This is a genomic window from Cobetia sp. QF-1, from assembly GCF_002213105.1.
In the GTDB taxonomy this organism is placed as follows: Bacteria; Pseudomonadota; Gammaproteobacteria; order Pseudomonadales; family Halomonadaceae; genus Cobetia; species Cobetia crustatorum.
Genome location: NZ_NBVS01000007.1, coordinates 43,445 through 65,121, shown reverse-complemented (window position 1 = coordinate 65,121; position 21,677 = coordinate 43,445). Strand labels below are relative to the sequence as shown.

General features: G+C 55.7%; 19 protein-coding genes. 13 read left to right on the top strand and 6 right to left on the bottom strand.

Annotation, left to right across the window (positions count from 1 at the left end):
* Positions 1-92: 92 nt before the first annotated feature.
* Entirely contained in the window at positions 93-3,218 is a 3,126-nt protein-coding gene (locus tag CFN46_RS13235; RefSeq protein ID WP_176426476.1) for an EAL domain-containing protein, read from the bottom strand.
* Positions 3,219-3,444: 226 nt separating this feature from the next.
* Between CFN46_RS13235 and CFN46_RS13230 the strand changes: the two genes are divergently transcribed.
* The 7 genes from CFN46_RS13230 (at position 3,445) to CFN46_RS13200 (ending at position 10,060) form a co-directional block, all read left to right on the top strand.
* Positions 3,445-3,939, top strand: a complete 495-nt coding sequence (locus CFN46_RS13230) for a CidA/LrgA family protein (protein ID WP_035158462.1) — start codon at positions 3,445-3,447, stop codon at positions 3,937-3,939.
* The gene (locus CFN46_RS13225) at positions 3,936-4,664 is read left to right on the top strand and encodes an LrgB family protein (protein ID WP_024950572.1); all 729 of its coding nucleotides are present in this window, start codon (positions 3,936-3,938) and stop codon (positions 4,662-4,664) included. Before CFN46_RS13230 ends, CFN46_RS13225 begins: the two co-directional genes overlap by 4 nt.
* A gap of 274 nt (positions 4,665-4,938) precedes the next feature.
* Positions 4,939-5,784, top strand: coding sequence for a hypothetical protein (locus CFN46_RS13220; RefSeq protein WP_024950571.1), 846 nt, complete (start codon positions 4,939-4,941; stop codon positions 5,782-5,784).
* A gap of 122 nt (positions 5,785-5,906) precedes the next feature.
* Complete coding sequence (locus CFN46_RS13215) at positions 5,907-6,569, top strand: response regulator transcription factor (RefSeq protein ID WP_088743752.1); 663 nt, start codon at positions 5,907-5,909, stop codon at positions 6,567-6,569.
* Positions 6,566-8,002, top strand: a complete 1,437-nt coding sequence (locus CFN46_RS13210; RefSeq protein ID WP_088743751.1) for an ATP-binding protein — start codon at positions 6,566-6,568, stop codon at positions 8,000-8,002. The genes CFN46_RS13215 and CFN46_RS13210 overlap by 4 nt, the downstream gene beginning before the upstream one ends.
* A gap of 262 nt (positions 8,003-8,264) precedes the next feature.
* On the top strand, positions 8,265-9,038 hold the full coding sequence (locus tag CFN46_RS13205; protein ID WP_024950569.1) for a 3-hydroxybutyrate dehydrogenase: 774 nt from the start codon (positions 8,265-8,267) through the stop codon (positions 9,036-9,038).
* A 200-nt stretch (positions 9,039-9,238) separates the two neighbouring features.
* Positions 9,239-10,060, top strand: a complete 822-nt coding sequence (locus tag CFN46_RS13200) for an enoyl-CoA hydratase-related protein (RefSeq protein ID WP_088743750.1) — start codon at positions 9,239-9,241, stop codon at positions 10,058-10,060.
* Between the two features lie 54 nt (positions 10,061-10,114).
* Here CFN46_RS13200 and CFN46_RS13195 read toward each other — a convergent pair whose 3' ends face one another.
* The 4 genes from CFN46_RS13195 to CFN46_RS13180 all read right to left on the bottom strand — a co-directional run bounded on the left by CFN46_RS13195 (position 10,115) and on the right by CFN46_RS13180 (position 14,337).
* Complete coding sequence (locus CFN46_RS13195) at positions 10,115-10,651, bottom strand: response regulator transcription factor (protein ID WP_024950568.1); 537 nt, start codon at positions 10,649-10,651, stop codon at positions 10,115-10,117.
* 32 nt (positions 10,652-10,683) lie between these two features.
* Positions 10,684-11,955 carry an ATP-binding protein gene (locus tag CFN46_RS13190; protein WP_088743749.1) on the bottom strand — a complete coding sequence of 424 codons (1,272 nt, stop codon included), beginning with the start codon at positions 11,953-11,955 and terminating at the stop codon, positions 10,684-10,686.
* A 96-nt stretch (positions 11,956-12,051) separates the two neighbouring features.
* On the bottom strand, positions 12,052-13,596 hold the full coding sequence (locus CFN46_RS13185) for a DASH family cryptochrome (protein ID WP_024950566.1): 1,545 nt from the start codon (positions 13,594-13,596) through the stop codon (positions 12,052-12,054).
* A gap of 258 nt (positions 13,597-13,854) precedes the next feature.
* A complete protein-coding gene (locus CFN46_RS13180; RefSeq protein ID WP_024950565.1) occupies positions 13,855-14,337 on the bottom strand; it encodes a MarR family winged helix-turn-helix transcriptional regulator in 483 nt (160 codons plus the stop codon).
* Positions 14,338-14,539: 202 nt separating this feature from the next.
* On the opposite strand from CFN46_RS13180, the gene hmgA reads away from it, so the two are divergent.
* Genes hmgA through maiA form a run of 3 tightly spaced genes read left to right on the top strand, consistent with a single transcriptional unit; the run spans position 14,540 to position 17,623 of the window.
* The gene (hmgA, locus tag CFN46_RS13175) at positions 14,540-15,889 is read left to right on the top strand and encodes a homogentisate 1,2-dioxygenase (protein ID WP_088743748.1); all 1,350 of its coding nucleotides are present in this window, start codon (positions 14,540-14,542) and stop codon (positions 15,887-15,889) included.
* Positions 15,890-15,940: 51 nt separating this feature from the next.
* Positions 15,941-16,960, top strand: coding sequence for a fumarylacetoacetate hydrolase family protein (locus CFN46_RS13170; RefSeq protein ID WP_024950563.1), 1,020 nt, complete (start codon positions 15,941-15,943; stop codon positions 16,958-16,960).
* Positions 16,961-16,972: 12 nt separating this feature from the next.
* A complete protein-coding gene (maiA, locus tag CFN46_RS13165) occupies positions 16,973-17,623 on the top strand; it encodes a maleylacetoacetate isomerase (protein ID WP_024950562.1) in 651 nt (216 codons plus the stop codon).
* Positions 17,624-17,738: 115 nt separating this feature from the next.
* Here the strand turns inward: maiA and CFN46_RS13160 are convergent, their stop codons facing one another.
* Positions 17,739-18,512, bottom strand: a complete 774-nt coding sequence (locus tag CFN46_RS13160; RefSeq protein ID WP_211242417.1) for a cation transporter — start codon at positions 18,510-18,512, stop codon at positions 17,739-17,741.
* Between the two features lie 166 nt (positions 18,513-18,678).
* Between CFN46_RS13160 and CFN46_RS13155 the strand changes: the two genes are divergently transcribed.
* From CFN46_RS13155 to mscL, 3 genes are all read left to right on the top strand, one after another.
* Positions 18,679-19,074, top strand: a complete 396-nt coding sequence (locus CFN46_RS13155) for a helix-turn-helix domain-containing protein (protein ID WP_024951975.1) — start codon at positions 18,679-18,681, stop codon at positions 19,072-19,074.
* 143 nt (positions 19,075-19,217) lie between these two features.
* Complete coding sequence (prfC, locus tag CFN46_RS13150) at positions 19,218-20,807, top strand: peptide chain release factor 3 (protein WP_024951976.1); 1,590 nt, start codon at positions 19,218-19,220, stop codon at positions 20,805-20,807.
* A 229-nt stretch (positions 20,808-21,036) separates the two neighbouring features.
* On the top strand, positions 21,037-21,519 hold the full coding sequence (gene mscL / locus CFN46_RS13145; protein ID WP_035159717.1) for a large conductance mechanosensitive channel protein MscL: 483 nt from the start codon (positions 21,037-21,039) through the stop codon (positions 21,517-21,519).
* Positions 21,520-21,677: the final 158 nt, after the last annotated feature.

The following is a 21,677-nucleotide window of genomic DNA, read 5'->3' as shown; positions in this document are numbered from 1 at the left end:
GCGGTTTAGTGTCTGACTCACAAAAAAGCACTGTCGGTTCATCACCGGCAGTGCTTTTTTGCTGTTTGTTGTCGAGAGCTTGTTTAGCGCTTCTAGTGATGTTCAAGCATGGGGCTGGCTAATGAGGTTTCCATCAGCGGCCTGGGCATTCCAATCGCATATCCTTGCACATGATCGACACCGATGGTCGATACCGAGGCTAAGACATCCTTGCTACCGACAAATTCGGCCACGGTTTTCATGCCCATTTCGCGTGCTACCTCGGCGATGGCACGTGCAATGGAGTAGGACACGCGATTGGTATCCATATCACGAATGAAGGCACCATCGATCTTCAAATAATCGACTGGCAGACTCTTGAGATAACCGAAAGATGAGACACCACTGCCAAAGTCATCCAGTGCGAAGTAGCAGCCTAATTCACCCAGCGTTTCGAAGAAGGTGCGTGCATCTCTCAAGCGCGTGATCGCCACCGTCTCAGTGATCTCGAAGCATATCTTGTTGCCGGGGATACCACTTTCTCTCACAAGCGTGACGAGAGTTTCTCGAAAACTGGGACTGCTGATGGAGTGTCCCGAGAGATTGAGCGCTACCATTGTCAGGCGCTCGGCATGAGATTTCTGCGATGCTAGCCACGACAGATATGCGCGAATGACATGCTCATCAATAGCCGCTGATAGGCCATAGCGCTCTGCCGCAGGCAGAAATTCGCCGGGTGAAATGATGCTCCCATCACGCGACCGGAGGCGCACGAGGACTTCATAATGCAACTCGGAGTCACTCTCGCATCCAACGTGAGTGGACACGATCGGTTGCTGAAATAACACGATTCTTTGTTCTTCCAGTGCGGCTGTTATTTCGGTCACCCAGTGCATTTCTTGCATGCGTAGTGTGACCTGATCACCCGATTCACAGTGTCGATGTACACGATTACGCCCCGCATCTTTGGCTTCATAACAGGCTGCATCGGCAGCGCTCAGCAATTGATGCGGATCATTATGACGACTGCTGATGCTGACAAGACCAATGCTTGAGCTGACACCGAAGAGCTTGTCATCCCACATGAAACGGAAGTTGGCGACAGTATTCCGCAGATGTTCCAGTTGTTGTTCGGCAACTTCCAGCATCGTTTCAGGCATCAATAGTCCGAATTCATCGCCTCCCAAGCGAGCCAGGAAGTCCTGCGGACGAAGCTCGGCACGAATGATGTCGACGAGCTGGATCAGCAGTGCATCCCCAGCAGAGTGACCGCAGGTGTCGTTGACGACCTTGAACTGGTCGAGATCGATATACGCTAGGCAATGGACCGTATCGTCTGCTCGGGCGTTATCACATAGCTGAGTCAACCTGCTGCGAAAAGCGGCACGGTTGAGCAGACCGGTCAGGCTATCGTGATTGGCTTCGTGTATCAGTCGTTGCGACATGGTGTGGTTGAGCGTGTTATCGATCAGCGCAATCAGCGTATAGCCTTCTTGGTTGGGTGTTGGATCGATAGCAGAGATACTGATGTCAGCATGAACGGTATTGCCACTGGCATGAATAAAGCGACAGCGCTGAGTAAAGTACTCTTTTTCCCCATTGATCAGCGCCTGATGTTGTTCCAGCAAGTGGTCCAGATCTTCAGGGTCTACCAGCTCGCGTAGATAACAACGGGATAGAGTTGCCGTGGGATAACCGAGAATATCTTCAATGCGTTGATTGATTCTCAGTAGTTGGCCGTTGTTTCCCAAGTGCGCCATTCCGACAGCAGAATGTTCAAAAGTAGCACGGTAACGGCGCTCGCTGGCGCTGAGGCGTTGCTGCGTGATGTGGCGTTCACACTCAGTGGCCAGTTGCGATACGCGATCACAGACCGACGTCAGGAAAGCCAGTTCATCATCAGCCCATTCACGGGGAGCATTGCACTCGGTGCAGCAGATAACTCCGACGATTTTTCCGGACATGCGCACAGGGCTATCAAGAATTGCTTTGATGTCATTGCTGAATGTTCCCTGGAAGAGCAGATCTTCGTTTACCCTGGAAACATCTGCGATTGCCAGCACTCGTTCTGAATCCAGCGCTGAAAAATATCCTTGATGTTGGTCGTGAGGAAGGGTTTTAGGATAGGCGTCAGCGGTATCATCGTGAGGTGAGGGGAGAGATGAGTCGCGTACATGAAGTAGATGCAGGCTGTTATTCTGCTCGTTCATTCGCCAGAGACTGACTTTGCGTACCTGGAGTCCTTCTGCCACTAACTGACAAATCCATGGCTCCAGGGTCTCAATATCGATGCCGTCGATGTGGCGTGTATTGCCGAGCCGGATAAGGGCAGCCTGTTGGTGCTCGTAGCGCCGCAGTTTGTTGGCTTGCGCGACATTGGCCAAGTGCTGGTGATGAATATCGAGTAGCGAGCCAATGAAATGCCGTGGCTCATTGTCTCTGACATCAAACTGGGCACGGAATTTGAACCAGCGATAATCCCCTAGTCGAGTACGAATACGCAGCTCTATGCTAAACGGAGTACTTTTCAAGCGATTATCTTTTATCAATGCCTGAAACTCTTCACGCATTTCCGGCGCCACTCTCTCGTGAAGCGCTTCAAGTCGACTGTCCAGCGTGCCGGGGGCATAGCCAAGCTGGGTTTCCAGACGTGACGAGATGGTCAGTCGCTCATGGCCTGCTTGCCATTCGATGATTCCGTCCGAGATGCTGCACAGTATCCAGTTGGCGCGCGTCTGGCTGTCCTGGAGCGCTGTATTGAGTCGAGTACCTTGCATCAGTCGCTTGACGGCCTCACCGATCATCATCGCCAACTTGTCCAGCTGAGAGAGCGTGCCATCACTTGGCGGAGTCTCACGTGGAGAGGTGTCGAACATGCTCATGCAACCAATGACGTCACCTAGCGTGTTACGCAGTGGTAGCCCAATGTAGTAGCGAATGCCGTCGCCCTGTACTGAACAGGTATCACGCAGAGTGGGATGCTGGCTTGCATCGAGCGTGACTAGCCTTGCCCCCTGAACGACTGCCATGCCACACAGACTGTCGTGGATCGGTACGATATCCGGGGTATTGTCATCCAGGCTGAGCCAGCGCTTTAGCTGATCGCCATCGCGAAGCGTAATCAAGGCTAGGGAAGTGCCGGTGAGATTGGCTGCCAGCTCAAGGATCATCTGCGCCTGATGATCTTCTTCACGTCGCAGGGACTCGATACAGGCTGAGGTGATTGAGGTATCAAGCATGAGAGAGTCCGGCATCGCGTAGCAGTTTCCCAAAGGATAAAAAAGGCGTCGTTGACGGTCAAAAATAAACCCTATCACAGCCTGGCATCGTGATGACGCAGAGAGTTTCGGGGAATCAATATTGTACTTCCCATCTTGCATCCTGAAGTACAGCGCGGTCTGTGGCACAATTTTGCCATGTTGTTCTACTTTTGGATGAGATCTTGATGAAGGAGTCTGGCCAGCGATGGAGTTGATCAAGGGGTTCTGCGTGCTTTTATTGTGCCAGTTTCTGGGCGAGGTCATTGGCAGGGCGCTTGTATTACCTGTACCGGGGCCAGTGCTGGGTATGCTGCTTTTACTGATGGGCCTGATGCTGCGTGGTCGATTGCGTAAACGCATTGTTCCTGCGGCTGACAGAGAAGGGGAGGCGGTGCGCCGTGATGGCGACATGGGACAGCGTCAATTGGCTCGCGCCTTATTGCGTGAACGTGTTCCCGGCAGTTTGAGGCTTGCCAGTAATGGTCTGCTCGCACATCTCTCATTGCTGTTTGTCCCAGCGGGAGTGGGTGTCATGGTGCACTTTGGTTTGATCGCCCGAGACTTGATGCCAATCGTGATCACGCTGGTAGTGTCGATAGCCGTGACACAGCTGGTAACGGCATGGTTGCTGCAGCGATTGATAGATCGCCGGCCGCCTGCTGCCCCTCAAATACCTCAGCGTAACGAGGTGTCTTCATGACATTGGCTCCTCTGGATGCACTTTGGGTGTACTTGAGTGCTTCTCCATTACTTCATCTATTGCTGACACTGGTGGCGTTTCTGGTCGCTGTCGCGATCAACCGCCTGGCCCGCGGCTCATCACTGGCACATCCCGTTCTGGTCTCTATCGCGTTGATCGTGACATTCCTGCTGGTCACCGATACGGATTATGCGACCTATTTTGAGGGGGCCCAGTTCATTCATTTCCTGCTAGGCCCGGCGACCGTCGCTTTGGCAGTGCCGCTTTTCGATCATCTGGATCGCGTCAAGCAGATGCTGTGGCCGCTATTGATCGCCTGTTGCACCGGGATTGTCACGGCAGTGACGACGACGCTGGGGCTGGCGCTAGCACTGGGTGCTCACACTCAGGTCGCTCTCAGTCTGGCACCCAAGTCAGTGACCTCTCCCATTGCGATGGGGATTGCCGAGAAGCTGGGCGGTATTCCGTCACTGACGGCGGGTCTTGTGTTGCTCACCGGAACCCTGGGCTGCGTGATGGGGCCAACGATGATGAAACTGGCGGGTGCTCGAGACGATACGGTCAAGGGATTCACGATGGGGCTTTCGGCGCATGGGATAGGCACGGCATTCTGTTTCTCTTCAGTCAGTACACTGGCGGGTGCCTTTGCGGGTATGTCCATGGGGCTGACGGGGCTGTTGACAGCCTTTATCCTGCCGCCGTTGGTCAGCCTTTTTGGGCTGTAAAAAGATTTATCTGGAGTGAGTTGAGTTGGCTTAATTTTTCGTTAAGCGAGGCGGGTCATGCTGACGTACGTTCAATGATTTGGGTGATCTGCCCGCGGCAGTCAGTGGTGATGTACCGACAGGGTATGTGACAACAAATGTCATCCCTGTGACACATCGCTGTCAGTCAGATGGGGAATCATGATGGACGTATGCGAATCAGGCGTGGCTAGGGCGCGACGTTAACGCGTCGTTGCGTATATTGCTGGCGATGCCCCGACTCAAGGAAAGTGACATGTTCAGTCCATTTAGACGTCGTGTTGAACAGCGCCAGCACGGTAGCCTCTCCGGGCATCGTTTGCTGATTGAAGCGCCCATGGCCTCCAGTTGTCGTGAATTGTGCTGGCAGCTGGCATCCGCGGGCGCTGCCCTGACACTGATTGAGCGTGATAATGATGACCTGGCACTGCTGTGTCAGCTGCTTCCCACGCCTGACGCCCAACAGCATCAGTGCTTGACCCTCAGCGCTGCTGACACGACGGGTAATTCGCTTTGTGAACAGCTGTCAGCCATGCCAACGGCTCTGTGTCCCAATACCTTGCTGACGCTGCCGGGTGATGGTGACTGGCAGCTTGAGAATGGTAGAGCATGGTATGTTCTCAAGACACGTGGATGGCCGCTCGAGATCAGGGATCAGGTGCTGCGATTGCTGAGCGCCCCATGGGTGTTGCCGGAGACGGAATCATTGCTGGAGCTCACCCTGCAGTCAGATGGTGATTTTTTCACTGCGCTACCGCCGCCACGCCATACACGCGTTAGATTACATGGGCCTGCGATGGTCACCGGAGAAGAGGACCCCTTGTTGATGCGTCTGGCGCGTCATCAAGGTAGTCATCCTGTGAGTGTGGCTCGCCAAGCACGGAATGTGATCTTGCGATTACGTCTGGCGCGAACCCCCAGTGTTACCAAGCGTACATGGCTGCGGAGCATTGACAGGTCGCGGCGACTGATTGGCTGGCCACGCCGGATCGTCGAGCGCGGCGCAGTGGGTCTACGTGAAGAAAAGATGCTGTTGACCACGCGAGTCGATAAGTGGCGTCTGGCGCGCCATCAGGCCCGCCGCACCAAGGCTGGGGCCTGACAGCTTGTCTACGAGTACTATCATGCTGGTAGGTCACCTCTCGAGACGTCCGCTTCCTTCAGGTAGCGGACGTCTTTCATCCAGCCAGTGCTGGATACGCCGATGTCTTTCAAGGAGTCCCAATGCGAGTCTTGCTGGTCGAAGATGATCCCCTCCTGGGAGAGGGCGTTAGCCATACCTTGAGCCGTGAAGGCATGAGTAGTGAGTGGCTCAAGGAGGGAGGTAACGTCGTTGCATCACTCAAGCATTCCAGTTTTGATGTGCTGGTACTGGACCTTGGTCTGCCGGATATGGACGGCATTGAGGTGCTCAATGCATTGCGTCGGCAAGGGCATACGCTGCCGGTGCTTATTCTTACTGCACGTGATGACATCAGTGATCGTGTCCGTGGGCTTGATAGTGGTGCGGATGACTATCTGGTCAAGCCCTTCGATATCGCTGAGCTGGTGGCACGATTACGCGCCCTGGTGCGACGTCACGCCGGTCAGGTCAGCGGTAGCTTGCAGATTGGACCTCTCAGCATTGATCAGGCAGGGCGCAGTGTGACGTTGTCCGGTACTGAAGTACCCTTGGGCCGCCGTGAATTCGATTTACTCGAGTTCATGTTGTTGCACCCCAATCGTGTCTTTAGTCGCGATCAGCTTGTTGAGCAGCTATATGGATGGGATGGCGATGTCGAGAGCAACGTCATTGAAGTGCATGTGCACCATCTGCGTCGCAAGTTCGGTGCCGGTGTCGTCAAGACCATTCGTGGCGTGGGTTATCGATTGGGTGAACTCTCGTGAAGTCGATTCGCAGCTTTTTGCGCCGCAGTCTGATTGGCGGTGTCGTGATAGTACTGGGAGCAGCGGGTGCGTGGAGTTATTACGATGCTCGTGAGCAGATCGATGAGTTATTTGATGCTGAACTGGCTCAGAACGCGCGCATGTTGGGCAAGCTTTACCAGTCTCAGCTCTCCGCGTTGGACGTGGAATCGCGACAGGAATTGCTTCAGGAGCTGACGGCGGGGATTTTTCGTCTGCGGCCACCTTCGTTGAGCTTTCCCGATGGGCATGAAAAGTCGCCGTTGGGCCATGTCTACGAAGACAAGCTTGTCTTTCAGATGTGGGACCCACTCGGGCAGCCGCTGTTGGGGTTGGGCGTGCAAGGCGTTAACCTGACGTATATGCCCATACCGGGCTATGGCATGCAGCATACTGATCACTTCGACTGGCATACCTTCACGTTATATTTCCCCGACACGGGAGTCTGGGTAACGGCGGCGCAACGTGAAGATGTTCGTGATGAGCTGACCGGCCAGATTGCATTGCACAATGTGCTCGCACTGATCGTGGGACTTCTCGTGATTGCGCTGATGATTGGTATTGCGGTCTCACGTGGATTCCGTCCTGTGCTGCGTATCAGCCGCCAGATCACGGCGCGGCAGCCCGGCTATCTCGAACCCTTGGATGTCCGCGAGGCACCTGATGAAATTCGGGGCATGGTAGATGCACTCAATGGTTTGCTAGCCCGATTGGCCGATACGCTTGATAAAGAACGGCGCTTTACTGCCAATGCCGCGCATGAATTGAGAACGCCACTGGCGGGTATCAAGGTGCATGCACAGAACCTTGAAGCCGATGCGACGGATGAAGCCTCCCGTCGTGCAGCACGCATGATCGTGGATGGCGTCAATCGCATGACACGCATGGTTGAGCAGCTGCTGACACTTTCGCGTCTTGAAAGCGGGACGGAAGTGCCGCGGGTCAAGGTAGATCTCGAGCATCTCGCCCATGAATTGGAGCGTGATCTCGGCCATATGGCGCAGCAGAGAGGCATTGTGCTGCTATTGAAGATCGCGCCAGAAGTGACCTTGTACAGCCACGAGAATGGGATCTATGTACTGCTGCGTAATCTACTCGATAATGCGCTGCGCTATACGCCTGAAGGTGGGCAGGTACAGCTCGTCATTCGTGTAGATGCCACGGCTGACAAAGGCATGACGAGGCTTGTGACGATGGAGGTTCTGGATACTGGCCCAGGCATTCCGTTGCGCGAACGCGAGCGTGTCTTCGAGCGCTTCGTACGGCTGGCAGGTCAGAAGACTCAGGGCTCAGGGCTTGGCCTCTCGATCGTGCGTGAGCTGGCAGAGCGTCTCGGCGCAGATTTGACGTTGAGTGATAGTCCGTTGGGCACTCCGCAGATGCCTGGATTGATGGCGCGGGTGCGTTTTCCCTGAGTAATTTTGAGCGTTGTCCAGAAAGGATATTGAACGCAATATGGCGTGTCTTGAGTCACGCTGAGCTGTCTTTGGCGTTGCGTAGGATACCTCAATGCTCTCTCTGAGCCGCATCTCATTGTCGCGTGAAGGATAAAACGCAGATATACCCTCACGCCGCTTGCCAACAAGGCGATGGTCGGGTGGCGAAGATGGCTTTATTAGCGCTATCTTCATTGTATGTTGCACAGCAGCATGACATCACCATCGTCAGGAGATTTGCATGAGTGAACATCAGTCATCCCCCGCTCGCGTTGCCCTTGTGACTGGGACTGCCAGTGGTATCGGTGCCGCTATCATGGAGGCATTCTGTCAGGCGGGTCATCAAGTGCTGGCGGTTGATTTCAGTGATGCAGGTGCCAGTGTTGCCGACAAGGCAGGCGCAACTTTTTTCAAGGCTGACCTCACCGATGCTGAGCAATGCCGGGCCGCCGTGGCAGAAGCGGTATCGCGCTTTGGTCGCTTGGATATACTGGTCAATAATGCCGGTATCCAGCACGTCGAGCGCATCAAGGATTTTCCGGAAGCCAAATGGAATCAGATCATTTCGTTGATGCTGACCGCACCGTTCACCCTCATGCAGGCCGCCTGGCCGCACATGGAAAAGAACGGCTATGGGCGTATCGTCAACATGGCTTCCATTCATGCGCATGTGGCTTCACCGGGTAAAGCTGCTTACGTGAGTGCCAAGCATGGCCTGATGGGGCTGACCAAGACAGCCGCGCTTGAAGGCGGTGAGAGCGGTATCACTGCCAATGCCATTTGTCCGGCCTACGTGCGTACGCCACTCGTTGACAAGCAGATTGCTGAGCAGGCCAAGCTCAACGATATGCCGGAAGAGGAAGTCATCGACAAGATCATGCTCAAGGGCGCCGCGATCAAGCGCATGATCGACCCTTCTGAAGTGGCTGACATGGCGCTGTGGCTGGCATCAGATAAGGCGGGTTCAGTCACGGGCTCCAGCTTCAATATGGACCTCGGTTGGATCGCTCAGTAATCAGCGTTACAGCATCCACAATATCATCGTATTGAGCCGATTCATTCAAAGCCTTCGCTTATCCTCGCAGAGAACTTCTTGTGTGAGGGGCGAGGGCTTTTTGATGCAGTACTGTTTTGTATGAGTCGCTGCATTTCATCAACGATTGCACCTCATCAGACGCCACTTTCATGCACAACGGCTTTGTAAGGAAATTCGTCATGACGACTCCCTCACTTCCTCAGACTTCATTACCGCCGCTACAGGACAGTCAGTTACAACTCGATAAGGGGGTGGCAGTGCTGACGCTGTCACGTCATGACGTACGCAATGCCTTGACGGGAACAGCGCTGGTCGAGGATATATTGAGGGTCGCAGACTGGGTGAATCAGTGTGACGCCGTTGGCGCACTGGTAATCACTGGTGGGGGTAGTGCCTTCTCGGCTGGGGGGAATGTTCAGGACATGGCACAACGGCGCGGCGATTTTGCGGGAGATGCCGCAGAGGTAGCAGCGCGTTATCGGCGTGGTATTCAGAGAATGCCGCGTGCTGTGTTGGGCATTGAGGTGCCGGTTATCGCCGCTGTCAACGGGCCTGCCATTGGGGCAGGGTTCGATCTCGCCAACATGTGTGACATCCGGCTAGCGAGTGATCGCGCCCGTTTCGGAGAGACCTTTCTCAACCTCGGGCTGATTCCCGGCGATGGCGGTGCCTGGTTGCTACAGCGCTTGATTGGCTATCAGCGCGCATGTGAGCTGACTTTCAGTGGACGAATCGTGGCCGCTGAGGAGGCGCTCACACTGGGGATTGTGTTAGACGTCTGCGCAGAAGATGCATTGATGCCGCGCGCGCTGGAGATGGCCGGGCAGATGGCGAGGCAGCCACGTCTAGCAACGCGGCTGACCAAGCGTCTCATGCGGCGAGCGCCTGACATGGGACTCGATGATTTTCTCGACCTGTGTGCCAGTTTTCAGGGCCAGTGTCATCAAGACCCTGAGCATCACGCTGCAGTGGCGGCCTTGCTCGCCAAGATGAAGGTCTAACGTCACGTCATATTGATGCAGCTTATATCTGTCAATCCACTGTTTTGGCGGCGGTCAGCGCTTGACTGGCCGCTTCTGCAGTTTGCGCTGCAAGGTGCGACGGTGCATGCCAAGCGCCCGCGCAGTCGAAGAGATATTGCCATCGTGCTCGTTGAGTACCTTCTGGATGTGCTCCCAGGTCAGGCGATTCACCGATGGCGGATTGTCAGAGATCTCGGTGCCCGGATCGCCGCTCTCACGAGTGAAGGCATTGAGTATCTCGTCAGCATCGGCAGGCTTGCAGAGGTAATTCACGGCGCCGAGCTTGATAGCCTCTACGGCGGTCGCAATGCTCGAATAGCCGGTGAGCACCACGATGCGCGTTTCGGGTAGCAGGTCAATCAGCTCTGGCAAAAGCTTGAGGCCGGAGCTTTGCTCCAGCTTCAAATCCAGCGTGATCAGCTCCGGGCGATGGCTGCGCGCCACACTTAGCGCCTGTGCTTCATCGCGGGCCACCTCAACCTCGTAGCCACGACGCGTCATGGCGCGTGCCGTCACCTGGCAAAAGAACTCATCATCATCGATGATCAGCAGTCGGGTTGCATCGCTCATCAGGGCTCTCACTTGGGCGGTCTTTGCCGCCATCATGTCAGATGAAGGGGGAGGCGGACTTCAGTCAATGTGCCGCCATCTTCATGATTGTACAGGCTAACTCCGCCACCAAAACGATTGATGGTGGCATGGGTCAGAAACAGGCCAATGCCCATTCCCTTTGATTTTGTGGAGATGAAGGTCTCGCCTAACTGATCGGCAACCGCCATCGGTACGCCATCGCCGTGATCGCGAATATCGATGATGACTTCTTGCTCGCGCCGCTCCAGCGTGATCTCGATATCGTCAGGGCAGGCATCTGCGGCATTGTTGAGGAGATTCATCAGCGCCTGTTCCAGCGTGGTATCGACCAGAATCTGCGCCTGCTCACCACCAGGGCTAGCTTCAACGCTGTGCTGAACATCTGGACGTACCACCAGCCAGCGCTGAACGATTTCTTCCAGCCACTCCGCGGCATTGGCGGGCTGCGGCTTCTCCATACGTCGGCGATCAGCGGCGGCCACCATTGCCTGTAGGCGCTGTTTGCAGGTATCGACCTGACTGCGGAGCAGGGCGAGATCTTCCTCTAGCTGCGGGTCATCCTTGCCCTTGGCGTCTTCGCGCATCTCGCTGAGCAATACCGCCATGGTGGATAACGGCGTACCCAGTTCATGCGCGGTGCCGGCTGCCTGACTCGCCACTGCCAACACTTGCTCACTCCGCAATGCTGCCTCACGCGTGGTCGACAGGGCGTGGTCGCGCGTGCGTAGGGCATACGCCATCTTGTAGATGAAGTAGGTCACCAGCGTCGCCGATAGGCCGAAGTTCAGCCACATTCCTATGACGTGCAAGCTGATACGTCCGCCCAGCTCATAGGTGGCCAATTGTGGCACTGGCTCGTAAAACACCATCAGGAAGCTGTAACAGCACATGCCGACAGCCGCGATGATCCAGGCATAGCGCCACGGCAAAGTGGCCGCGGCCATGGTGACAGGGACGAGATAGTACGGCACGAAGGGGTTGGTCGAGCCGCCGGTATGGAAGAACAGCATCGTCAATCCGGCAATGTCCACCAGCAGGTGCAGCAGGTTCTCGGTATCGGTGACGGGGTGGGATTGCCCCAGCCGCCACCAGCTGGCGACGTTGACCAGTCCCATGGCGATGATGATCGAGATGACCGGCAGCACATTGAGCTGGAAGCCGATGATCTCGATCCCGAAGATGATCAGGATGAGAAATCCGGTCCAGGTAATGCCGCGGGCAATCGTCAGGCGTATGAGATTACGGTGCGGTGTAGACAGTGGCGGAGGTAACGGCTGATTCATGACGGCTCCTGCAATGAATGCGGCCATGATAGTGAATCAGGCCCACAAAGTGCAGCCTCGGCGGTGAGAGAGAGACTTATCGCTCTTGCTTGATACTCAGCACTCAAAAGAACCGGGGCGCAACGGGCGGACAACCCTGGGTGTGATGCCACTCAGGTATGCACTCCATGCTTCAGGGTGCACGCAGGGCTGGGCGGGGTATCCCTCGACTGGCGCCTTCATCATGGACAGCCATGGTGCGTGGCGCTGCATGCCAGGCGGCAATGATGCGAGTGCTGGCAGCCAACGAATGACATGTGTTCCTTGTGGGTCGTGCTGGCCCGCCTGCTTCATCATGTTGAAATGGCGGTCGTCACGAGAATCACAGCCGATGCCAGCAAGATGGCGCCAGTTGCCGTCGTTGATAGCGGTATCATGGTCCAGCAAGTGATAGGCAAACCACGCCGCCCCCAGTCGCCAGTCCACCTTGAGGTCCCTGACGAGGAAACTTGCCACATGCTGTCGCAGGCGATTGCTCAACCAGCCGGTAGCGGCCAGTTCCTGCATTCCGGCATCTATCCAAGGAACCCCGGTAGTGCCTTGGCACCAATGTGCGAAGGTATCGGCACTGCTAAGTACCCACGCATGCTGAGGGGGCTCGGCTTCGGTGACAGTCGCGTCAGAGGGGGCGGGGCTCATCAGGCGCGCATGCCATTGGAAGTATTCACGCCACAGCAGTTCCACCCGCACCCAGTCGTGACTGGCCTGCGATGTCTCGTGTGGAGAGGTTTGCGGAGTGATAACGCTGGCCTGGGTTGTTATAAGGTCTGCCATCACTCGGCGCGGCGATAGGCTGCCCAGTGCCAGCCAAGGGGAAAGCCGTGTTGAAAAGTCGGCTCCGGCCAGCGTATTGCGGGTAGTCTCGTTGCGGCCTGTTCGTATCTGATTCAGATAGCGATGGAGGTGTTCATGAGCGGCCTGTTCGCCACCCAGGTAGTGATAGTCGCTACGTGAATCTGTTTGCCAGCCATGTGCTTCGCACAGTGGCTGAGCGCTATCATCAAACCCGCGCGGTGCTACTGACGACCAAGGCGGCAGGCTTGTCGGTGCAGGCAGAGGGGCCGCCATGCGCTCTGCAAGCTGAGGTGTACGCTCTATCTCGCGACGAAAGGCGCTGAAGCTGGTGGGCAGCGCACTCTGTGCGAAAGGCAGTTCTGCTGCTGTCAACAGTTGACCGGTCTCGACACGCTCAAGTGTACAGCCGTTGGGCAGGGCAGCCTCGACGCTGTTTTGAACCGCGCACTCCATGCTATTAACAGCCTGACGGGTAATCACCCGCGAGCAGTGGTGAGCTCTGATAATCTCCGGCAGTCGTCTGTCGGCTTGGCCATGAGTCACCCATAAATCGCTACCTAGCGCTTTGAGGTCCTGTTGTAGATGCTCAAGACTTTCCAGCAGGAAGCGTTGGCGGCCGAGACTCAATGGCTGTGGGCTTTTTGAATCAACAGGCACACTGAACGGCGCGAGAAAGGTGGTCTCGGGGAGTACATGCACGACGATCAATGAAGTGGGAGCGCCATCAATAACGGCCTGCCACAGCGGATTGTCATCCAGACGGAGGTCGTGATGTAGCCAGACTAGCCAAGTATCAGTGTGGTTCATGCCTGTCGACTCCTATCTGCAGTGATGAACGAGTTGCTCCGACGACCGTCACCGCCAGCACACGATGTCATCTGATGATGCATGGCTGCTGGATGCCACGAACAGTGAGGTTGGCGGGGCAGGAAGGACGTTGCACGCAGAATGGATTGACGAGGCATGGCTACTCCGACGAGATAAATCTCGTATAAAAAACGGATAGCCCTTGTACAGTAAAATAGCGTAGATGGCGAATAAGTAGCTGTGCTGTGCTCCCCAGTATCAATGAGTGAGTTGGTCAAGACGCTTCTCTAGCGCCTGCATGCTGTCCAATAGATCGCGATACTGCAGGCCTGTCAGCGTGCCGAGCAATTCATCTTCGAAACGGCGTGCCTCTGGGATCAGCTCGTTCAACAAGGCCTCGCCACTGTCAGTCAGGTGTAGTAGCTGTGCCCGCTGATCATGCTCACTGGGACGGCGCAGGAGAAGTTCGCGCGTTTCAAGCGCTTTAATGGCTCGAGATACGCGTACCTTATCCATGTGTGTTCGCTGACTGATCTCTCTGGCCGTTAATGACGTACCGCGACTTAGCCAGGCCAGCACTCGCCATTCGGCAACATTGATGGCGAAACGGTCGCCATAACGCGCAAACAGCGCTTCGCTGGTACGTTCCGCCAGTCGATTCAATCGATAGGGCAAGAACTGGTCCAGATCGAGACCAAGGCTGAGAGAAGCATCGTCAGGTATGTCGTTGGAAGACGTCATTAGGCAGATTCCGGTTAGTCGAAAAGATACGATCTGGAAAGTACGGTCAGAAGATGCACAGGGTTTGAAGTTACGAATGTTACCACTAGTGAGTAAGAGTGAGACCAAAGGCTATTGAAGCCTGAGTTGTCAGTGGTCGCTTATGTGCATATAGTTACAAATGAAACCATATGCCAAGCATAAAAGACGGAGACAGCCATTCATGGGCGATCAAGGCAGCAGCAAGCGGCGCAAGGATACGCTTCGCTATCACAGCGGCTTTCGCAACCATGTGTCCAGCGAAGCGCTGCCGGGTGCCTTGCCAGTCGGGCAGAACTCGCCTCAGCGTTGCCCGTATGGACTCTATGCGGAACAGCTCAGTGGCTCAGCTTTTACAGCGCCTCGCAGTCATAACTTGCGTAGCTGGCTATATCGCATTCGGCCCTCGGTCGTGCAGGGAGCCTATCGACCTCTGGAGATGCCACGCGTGGCGACGGCGCCACTCAAGAATATCAGTCCGGATCCTAATCCCATGCGTTGGGATCCCATGCCGATGGCGGATGATGACAGCGACTTTCTCGAGGGGCTGACCACATTGGCCGTCAATGGTGATGTACAGATGCAGACGGGCTGCGGGACACATCTCTACGCCTTCACGCGCGGCATGCGGCAGCGCTTTTTCTGCAATGCCGATGGTGAACTGTTGATCGTGCCGCAACAGGGCAGCCTGGAAGTGCGTAGCGAAATGGGACTTTTACATGTCGCCAGCGGGGAAATTGTCGTGATCCCGCGTGGCATCAAGTTTCAGCTCAATCCGTTTGATGAGAGTGATAGCGATACCCGGCATGTCTGCCGTGGCTATGTGGCCGAGAATTACGGTGCTCCGCTGGAACTGCCGTCACTGGGACCTATCGGTGCCAATGGCTTGGCAAATCCGCGTGATTTTCTCGCGCCCTCTGCCTGGTATGAGGAGTGCAGTGATGATCATGAGCTGGTGACCAAGTTCGCAGGCGGCTTCTGGGTGGCCACGCTAGATCACTCGCCGCTGGATGTTGTCGCTTGGCACGGTAATTACGCCCCTTACAAATACGACCTGGCGACCTTCAATGCGATCAATACCGTCAGCTTCGATCATCCGGATCCGTCGATCTTTACGGTGCTGACCTCACCATCAGACACGGCTGGCGTTGCCAATCTCGATTTCGTGATCTTTCCGCCACGTTGGATGGTCGCCGAGAACACGTTCCGTCCTCCTTACTTCCATCGCAACCTGATGAGTGAGCTGATGGGGTTGATTCATGGTGAATATGACGCCAAGCGAGAAGGGTTTAGCCCCGGCAGTGTCAGTCTGCATAACGCCATGACGCCGCATGGTCCGGATGCCGCGACCTTCGCTGCCGCAAGTCAGGCAGATCTTGCGCCGCAATATCAGGGCAACACGCTCGCCTTCATGTTCGAGAGCCGCTATCTGTTTCAGGCTACCCCTCACGCCCTAAAGGCCGAGTTCAGACAACAGGAATATGGCGCTGTGTGGCAAGGATTGGAATCTCACTTCACGCCTCACACACGTTGATATCACGCTCAGATACCCTCATGCGATGATGATTATCACAAGGAAACTGTCATGAAATTTGCGACATACCACTCCGGCTCACGCGATGGCGAATTACTGTTGGTCGCGCGAGATCTTCGCCATGCGGCACGTGTCAGTGATATTGCACCGACGTTGCAGGCTTTGCTGGAAGACTGGCAAACACTGGCTCCGGAGCTTGAGGCACGCTATACCTGCTTGAACGCGGGTGAGCTTGAGGGCGCGTTTGTGTTGGAGATGGCGACCTTGCATTCGCCGCTGCCGCGTAGCTATCAGTGGGCGGATGGTTCGGCCTATCTCAACCATGTTCAACTGGTGCGTCAGGCGCGCAATGCCGAGATGCCGGATACCTTCTGGCAGGACCCGTTGATGTATCAGGGCGGCAGCGACAGCTTCCTGCCGCCCACGGCTGATATCGCGTGTGTCAGCGAATCGCATGGCATTGATTTCGAGGGTGAGATTGCCGTCATCACTGACGATGTGCCCATGAATATCGGGGTCGAGGCGGCGGCTGGTCATATCCGTCTGCTGATGCTGGTCAATGATGTCAGCTTGCGCGGGCTTATCCCAGGCGAGCTAGCCAAGGGTTTCGGTTTCTTCCAGGCCAAGCCATCTTCCAGCTTCTCGCCGATCGCGGTAACTCCGGATGAACTGAGCGATGCCTGGCAGGAAGGGCGCGTGCATCTGCCGCTGACGGTGCATCTCAATGGCGAGAAGTTCGGCGAGCCAGAATCGGGTCCGGACATGATCTTCAACTTCCCACAGCTGGTCGCGCATGCTGCGATGACGCGTCCGCTGGGGGCGGGTGCCATCATCGGCTCTGGTACGGTCTCCAATCCGGGCAAGGACGGCGGCCCTGGCAAGCCCATCAAAGAAGGTGGTGTAGGCTATAGCTGTCTGGCGGAAGTGCGCATGGTCGAGAAGATCCTCTTTGACGAGATTCGCACGCCCTTCATGCGTTTCGGAGATCGCGTCCGTATCGAAATGTTTGATCGCCAGGGCCAGAGCATCTTTGGCGCGATTGATCAGCAGGTTACCGCAGTGGGGGAGTAGAGAATGAGCAAGATGACGCTTCATGGATACTATCGTTCATCAACCAGCTATCGCGTGCGAATCGCGCTGAATCTCAAGGGCATTGCCGTCGATCAGGTGCCGGTCAATCTGCTCGAGGCTGAACAGCGCAGTGAGGCGTATCTTGCGCTCAATCCTCAGGGATTGGTGCCGACGCTGATGGTGGATGAGGCCGGGCAGCGCACCGCGTTGAGTCAATCACTGGCCATCATGGAGTATCTGGAAGAGCGCTGGCCGACACCTGCGTTGTTGCCGGATGATCTCTTGGCACGCGCTCAGGTGCGCTCCATGTGCCTGTTGCTGGCCTGCGAGATGCACCCGCTCAATAATCCTCGTGTGCTCAAGTTTCTGACGGGGCAGATGGGTGCCAGTGAAGAGCAGCGCCTTGTCTGGTACCGACACTGGGTTGCTGAGGGCTTTTTGCGACTCGAGAAGATGCTGACGACAAGCGCGGGACGCTTCTGCTTTGGCGACACCCCTGGAATGGCAGATGCCTGCTTGATGCCGCAGGTGTATAACGCGCGACGTTTCGAGTGTGATCTCGCGGCATACCCACGCATATTGGCGATTGAAGCTGCTTGCCACGAGCTTGAGGCATTCCAGGCAGCGCAGCCGGATCAACAGGCCGACTCCCCTGCGGCATGACTTGGTCCTTGAATGACCTGATGATGAGTCGAGTGGATTACGACATCAGCGCAAGACTGAAAACACAAGCGGCCCCACCGGTACCGGTGGGGCCGCTTGTGTCAGCGTACGAGGTTCAATCACAGCGCTTGCTTGAGCAGCATCCTGAAGCAGGTGCTGTTTCAGTCGGAGCAGGCTTGGGAGAGCAGCAGCTGCCACCTGACTTGATGGCTTGCGTTTCGACGTCTTCAGTCGTCATTCCTCCTGTCACCGCTGTCGTACAGGCCGCAGGAGCCGCCGAATCTATAGCCGCGGTACCTTGTGTTCCCTGTTTCGCGGCGCGCATTTCAAGGCGTGCATCTCCCATGACTTGCCAGGCTGATTGCAGGAACAGGGCGGCAATAGCTGCGCCCAGCAATACGTCCGGCCAGCGTGACCCTGTCCAGCCGACGAGGATGGCAGCCACGAAGACGGCGGCATTGGCCATGATGTCATTGCGTGAGCACAACCAGGTGGAGCGCATGTTCAGGTCATCTGACTTGAAGCGCCACAGCATCGCGAAGCAGGCTAGATTGACTGCCAGCGCCAATAACGCGAAGGCCCCCATGCCGTGTGCCGCTGGCGCTACGCCATTGAATGCCTGGAAGCCAGCCTCGACCAGCACGATGGCGCCGAGGGCCAACATCATCACGCCTTTGACCATTGCACTCATCGCTCGAGCGCGCAGGCTACGGTGAAGCACGTACAGCGTCAGGGCGTAAACGCTGGCGTCGCCGAACATGTCCAGTGAATCCCCGAGCAGTGCGGTAGACCCCAGCCACCAAGCGGCGGTGAATTCGACGAAGAACATGCTGGCGTTCAGTATCAGCAATATCTTCAACACTTTTGCCTGTGATGCGCGCAACTGCATCAACTCACTCGTCTTGCTTTCGCAACAGCTTTTCATATGGCGACTTGGCCTCCCTTCATGATGCTGTCAGCATGAGGGTTATAGTGACTATAAGGTCAAGTGCTGAGGGGGAGAAATGACAGCGACAGAGTCTGAGGGGCTAGCATCAAAAGGTGCGAATGAATGGATGAGCATCGGTCAGCTGGCGGCGGCGTCCGATGTGCAGGCGGTGACGATTCGTTATTATGAGAAGCAGGGGCTATTGGATCCCGCACATCGTAGTGCCAATGGGTATCGCGAATATGGTCGTGCGCAATTGAAGCGCTTGACCTTCATTCGTCGCTGTCGGCGGTTGGGCTTCGCGCTGGATGATATTCGCGTCATGCTGGGACTCGCCGACCAGCACGCCTTGCCCTGCGATCAGGTCGATGAGCGAATCGAGGCACAACTAGCGCAAGTGCGCGAGCGACAGCGAGATCTGGCAGCCATGGAGCAGGAACTGGTGCGTCTCACGTCTTGTTGTGCTGGCGGTGTGATCGCCCAGTGCCGGATTGTTGAAGCACTATCACAGACTACCGAGTAGGACGCGTGATCCATTGAGTCGGGGCTATCACCTCTGTTGCCCAGCCTCGCCAGCCGCTACAATGCGCGCCATTCGTTTTGTTCTGCTATTCACCACACAGTGTGCACGGCGTGCTTTCACGTCGAGCCGGATACCTTTCAGCCATGTCAGATTCCCAGATTGCCCAGGCGGCCGACATTCGCCGTACGTTTGCTATCATTTCTCACCCGGATGCCGGTAAAACCACCATCACCGAAAAGTTGCTGCTGTTCGGGAATGCCATTCAGATGGCAGGCTCGGTCAAGAGCAAGCGTGCTGATCGCCATGCGACGTCCGATTGGATGAAGATGGAGCAGGAGCGCGGTATCTCCGTGACGACCTCCGTCATGCAGTTTCCCTACAAGGGACGCATGGTCAATCTACTGGATACGCCAGGGCACGAGGATTTCTCGGAAGATACCTACCGTACGCTGACAGCGGTAGATTCGGCGCTGATGGTCATCGATGGCGCGAAGGGTGTCGAGGAGCGTACCGTCAAGTTGATGGAAGTCTGTCGTTTGCGTACCACGCCGATTCTGACCTTCATCAACAAGATGGACCGTGAAACTCGTGACCCGGTTGAAGTGATGGATGAAGTCGAGACGGTACTGAACATTCAGTGTGCGCCGATGACATGGCCGATCGGTGTCGGTAAAGGTTTCAAAGGTGTTTACCACTTTTACACCGACGAGATTCATCTTTATAAGCAGGGACAGGGTAGCCGCATTCCTGATGATGTTCGCATCAAGGGGCTTGATAGTCCGGAGGCTATTGAGGTGCTGGGCGAAGACCTCGTTGAAGAGCTGAGCATGGAAGTCGAGCTCGTGCGTGGTGCCTCCCATGAATTTGATCTCGCCGCCTATCGTCGCGGTGAATTAACACCGGTCTACTTCGGTACCGCCATGGGTAACTTCGGCGTGCGCGAGATGCTTGACGGTTTCGTTGAGTACGCGCCGCCGCCTCAGCCGCGTGATACCGATACCCGCGAAGTCACGGCTCATGATGAACGTTTCACCGGCTTCGTGTTCAAGATTCAGGCGAATATGGATCCCAAGCACCGTGACCGTGTAGCGTTTTTGCGTGTTTGCTCAGGAAAGTACGAGAAGAACATGAAAATGCGTCATGTGCGCATCAACAAGGACGTCAAGATTCCTGATGCTCTGACCTTCATGGCGGCTGATCGTTCTCACGTGGAAGAGGCATGGCCGGGTGACATCATCGGTCTGCACAATCACGGTACCATCCAGATCGGTGATACCTTCACCATCGGTGAGGACATGCGCTTCACTGGCATTCCGCACTTCGCACCGGAACTCTTCAAGCGCGTGCGCCTGAAAGACCCGCTGAAGATGAAGGCCTTGCAGAAAGGTCTCCAGCAGCTCTCCGAAGAGGGCGCGACTCAGGTCTTCCAGCCCTTCGACAACAACGATCTGATTGTGGGTGCCGTCGGTACCCTGCAGTTCGATGTGGTCGCGCATCGCCTGAAGGAAGAGTATAAGGTCGAGTGCATGTATGAAGCGGTCAATGTAAAAACGGCGCGCTGGATTTACTGTGACGACATCAAAATGCTTGAAGACTTCAAGCGTAAGGCCAGTACCAACCTTGCCTATGATGGTGGTGGTTGCTTGACCTACATCGCACCAACTCGCGTCAATCTTCAATTGACGCAGGAGCGTTGGCCGGATATCACCTTCCTTGCAACACGCGAGCACTGATTACACTGCCAGTCGCTAACAAAAAACGCCACCCAATAAGGGTGGCGTTTTTTGTTACGCACCTTTCTGTCATCAAGCGTTAAATCTCCCAACCTTGCGCAGCTCTGTCTATCCTCATAATTCCCGCGTGATGCCAACGTAAGCGGACCAGTACGTTGTCGGATGTGGGATAAGTGCCAGATGGGTTCAGGTGCTGTGATAATAACGATACGAGCAAGGGAGTCAGGCAATGGCCGGTTTCATGAAGGAATTCCGCGATTTCGCGGTCAAGGGTAATGTTGTCGATATGGCGGTGGGTATCATCATCGGGGGTGCCTTTACCCTGATCGTCAAAAGCCTTGTGGGTGACCTGCTCAACCCCTTGATCGGCTTACTGATTGGCGGTGTGGACTTCGCCAACTTCTTTGTCGTACTCAAGGACGGTGCAGCAGCAGGGCCTTACGCCAGTCTCGAAGCGGCCAAGGAAGCTGGTGCAGTCACATTGAATTACGGCCTGTTCATCAATGCCATCATCAGTTTTGCACTGGTGGCCATGGCGGTATTTTTTCTGATTCGTCAGATCAACAAGCTCAAGAAGGAAGCTGAGGCAGAGCCTGAAGAGATCACTGACAAGGATTGCCCTTACTGTCTCTCCAAGGTACCACTTGCCGCCACGCGCTGTGGTCATTGCACCTCGGAGATTGAGTCTCTGGCACCTGCCACAGCTGCCTGATCGAGAATTTACGTCCTGATGTCGTGTCACGACATTATCTTGGCAAAAGGATATTTCCTTATTTGATGCAGCAATTTTCCCAAGTGGTACTGCACTAAAAATCGGCCCTGGTGGTCGATTTTTAGTGTGGATACTACGTCGGTTCGTGACCTTGCACA

Excerpts from the sequence above, each read along its gene's own strand:
- CFN46_RS13160 (WP_211242417.1), bottom strand. The coding sequence starts at position 18,512 with ATGCAGTTGCGCGCATCACAGGCAAAAGTGTTGAAGATATTGCTGATA.
- CFN46_RS13155 (WP_024951975.1), top strand. The coding sequence starts at position 18,679 with ATGAGCATCGGTCAGCTGGCGGCGGCGTCCGATGTGCAGGCGGTGACG.
- CFN46_RS13190 (WP_088743749.1), bottom strand. The coding sequence starts at position 11,955 with ATGAATCAGCCGTTACCTCCGCCACTGTCTACACCGCACCGTAATCTC.
- mscL (WP_035159717.1), top strand. The coding sequence starts at position 21,037 with ATGGCCGGTTTCATGAAGGAATTCCGCGATTTCGCGGTCAAGGGTAAT.
- CFN46_RS13230 (WP_035158462.1), top strand. The coding sequence starts at position 3,445 with ATGGAGTTGATCAAGGGGTTCTGCGTGCTTTTATTGTGCCAGTTTCTG.
- prfC (WP_024951976.1), top strand. The coding sequence starts at position 19,218 with ATGTCAGATTCCCAGATTGCCCAGGCGGCCGACATTCGCCGTACGTTT.
- hmgA (WP_088743748.1), top strand. The coding sequence starts at position 14,540 with ATGGGCGATCAAGGCAGCAGCAAGCGGCGCAAGGATACGCTTCGCTAT.
- CFN46_RS13220 (WP_024950571.1), top strand. The coding sequence starts at position 4,939 with ATGTTCAGTCCATTTAGACGTCGTGTTGAACAGCGCCAGCACGGTAGC.
- CFN46_RS13205 (WP_024950569.1), top strand. The coding sequence starts at position 8,265 with ATGAGTGAACATCAGTCATCCCCCGCTCGCGTTGCCCTTGTGACTGGG.
- CFN46_RS13170 (WP_024950563.1), top strand. The coding sequence starts at position 15,941 with ATGAAATTTGCGACATACCACTCCGGCTCACGCGATGGCGAATTACTG.
- CFN46_RS13200 (WP_088743750.1), top strand. The coding sequence starts at position 9,239 with ATGACGACTCCCTCACTTCCTCAGACTTCATTACCGCCGCTACAGGAC.
- CFN46_RS13235 (WP_176426476.1), bottom strand. The coding sequence starts at position 3,218 with ATGCTTGATACCTCAATCACCTCAGCCTGTATCGAGTCCCTGCGACGT.
- CFN46_RS13195 (WP_024950568.1), bottom strand. The coding sequence starts at position 10,651 with ATGAGCGATGCAACCCGACTGCTGATCATCGATGATGATGAGTTCTTT.
- CFN46_RS13225 (WP_024950572.1), top strand. The coding sequence starts at position 3,936 with ATGACATTGGCTCCTCTGGATGCACTTTGGGTGTACTTGAGTGCTTCT.
- CFN46_RS13185 (WP_024950566.1), bottom strand. The coding sequence starts at position 13,596 with ATGAACCACACTGATACTTGGCTAGTCTGGCTACATCACGACCTCCGT.
- maiA (WP_024950562.1), top strand. The coding sequence starts at position 16,973 with ATGACGCTTCATGGATACTATCGTTCATCAACCAGCTATCGCGTGCGA.
- CFN46_RS13180 (WP_024950565.1), bottom strand. The coding sequence starts at position 14,337 with ATGACGTCTTCCAACGACATACCTGACGATGCTTCTCTCAGCCTTGGT.
- CFN46_RS13215 (WP_088743752.1), top strand. The coding sequence starts at position 5,907 with ATGCGAGTCTTGCTGGTCGAAGATGATCCCCTCCTGGGAGAGGGCGTT.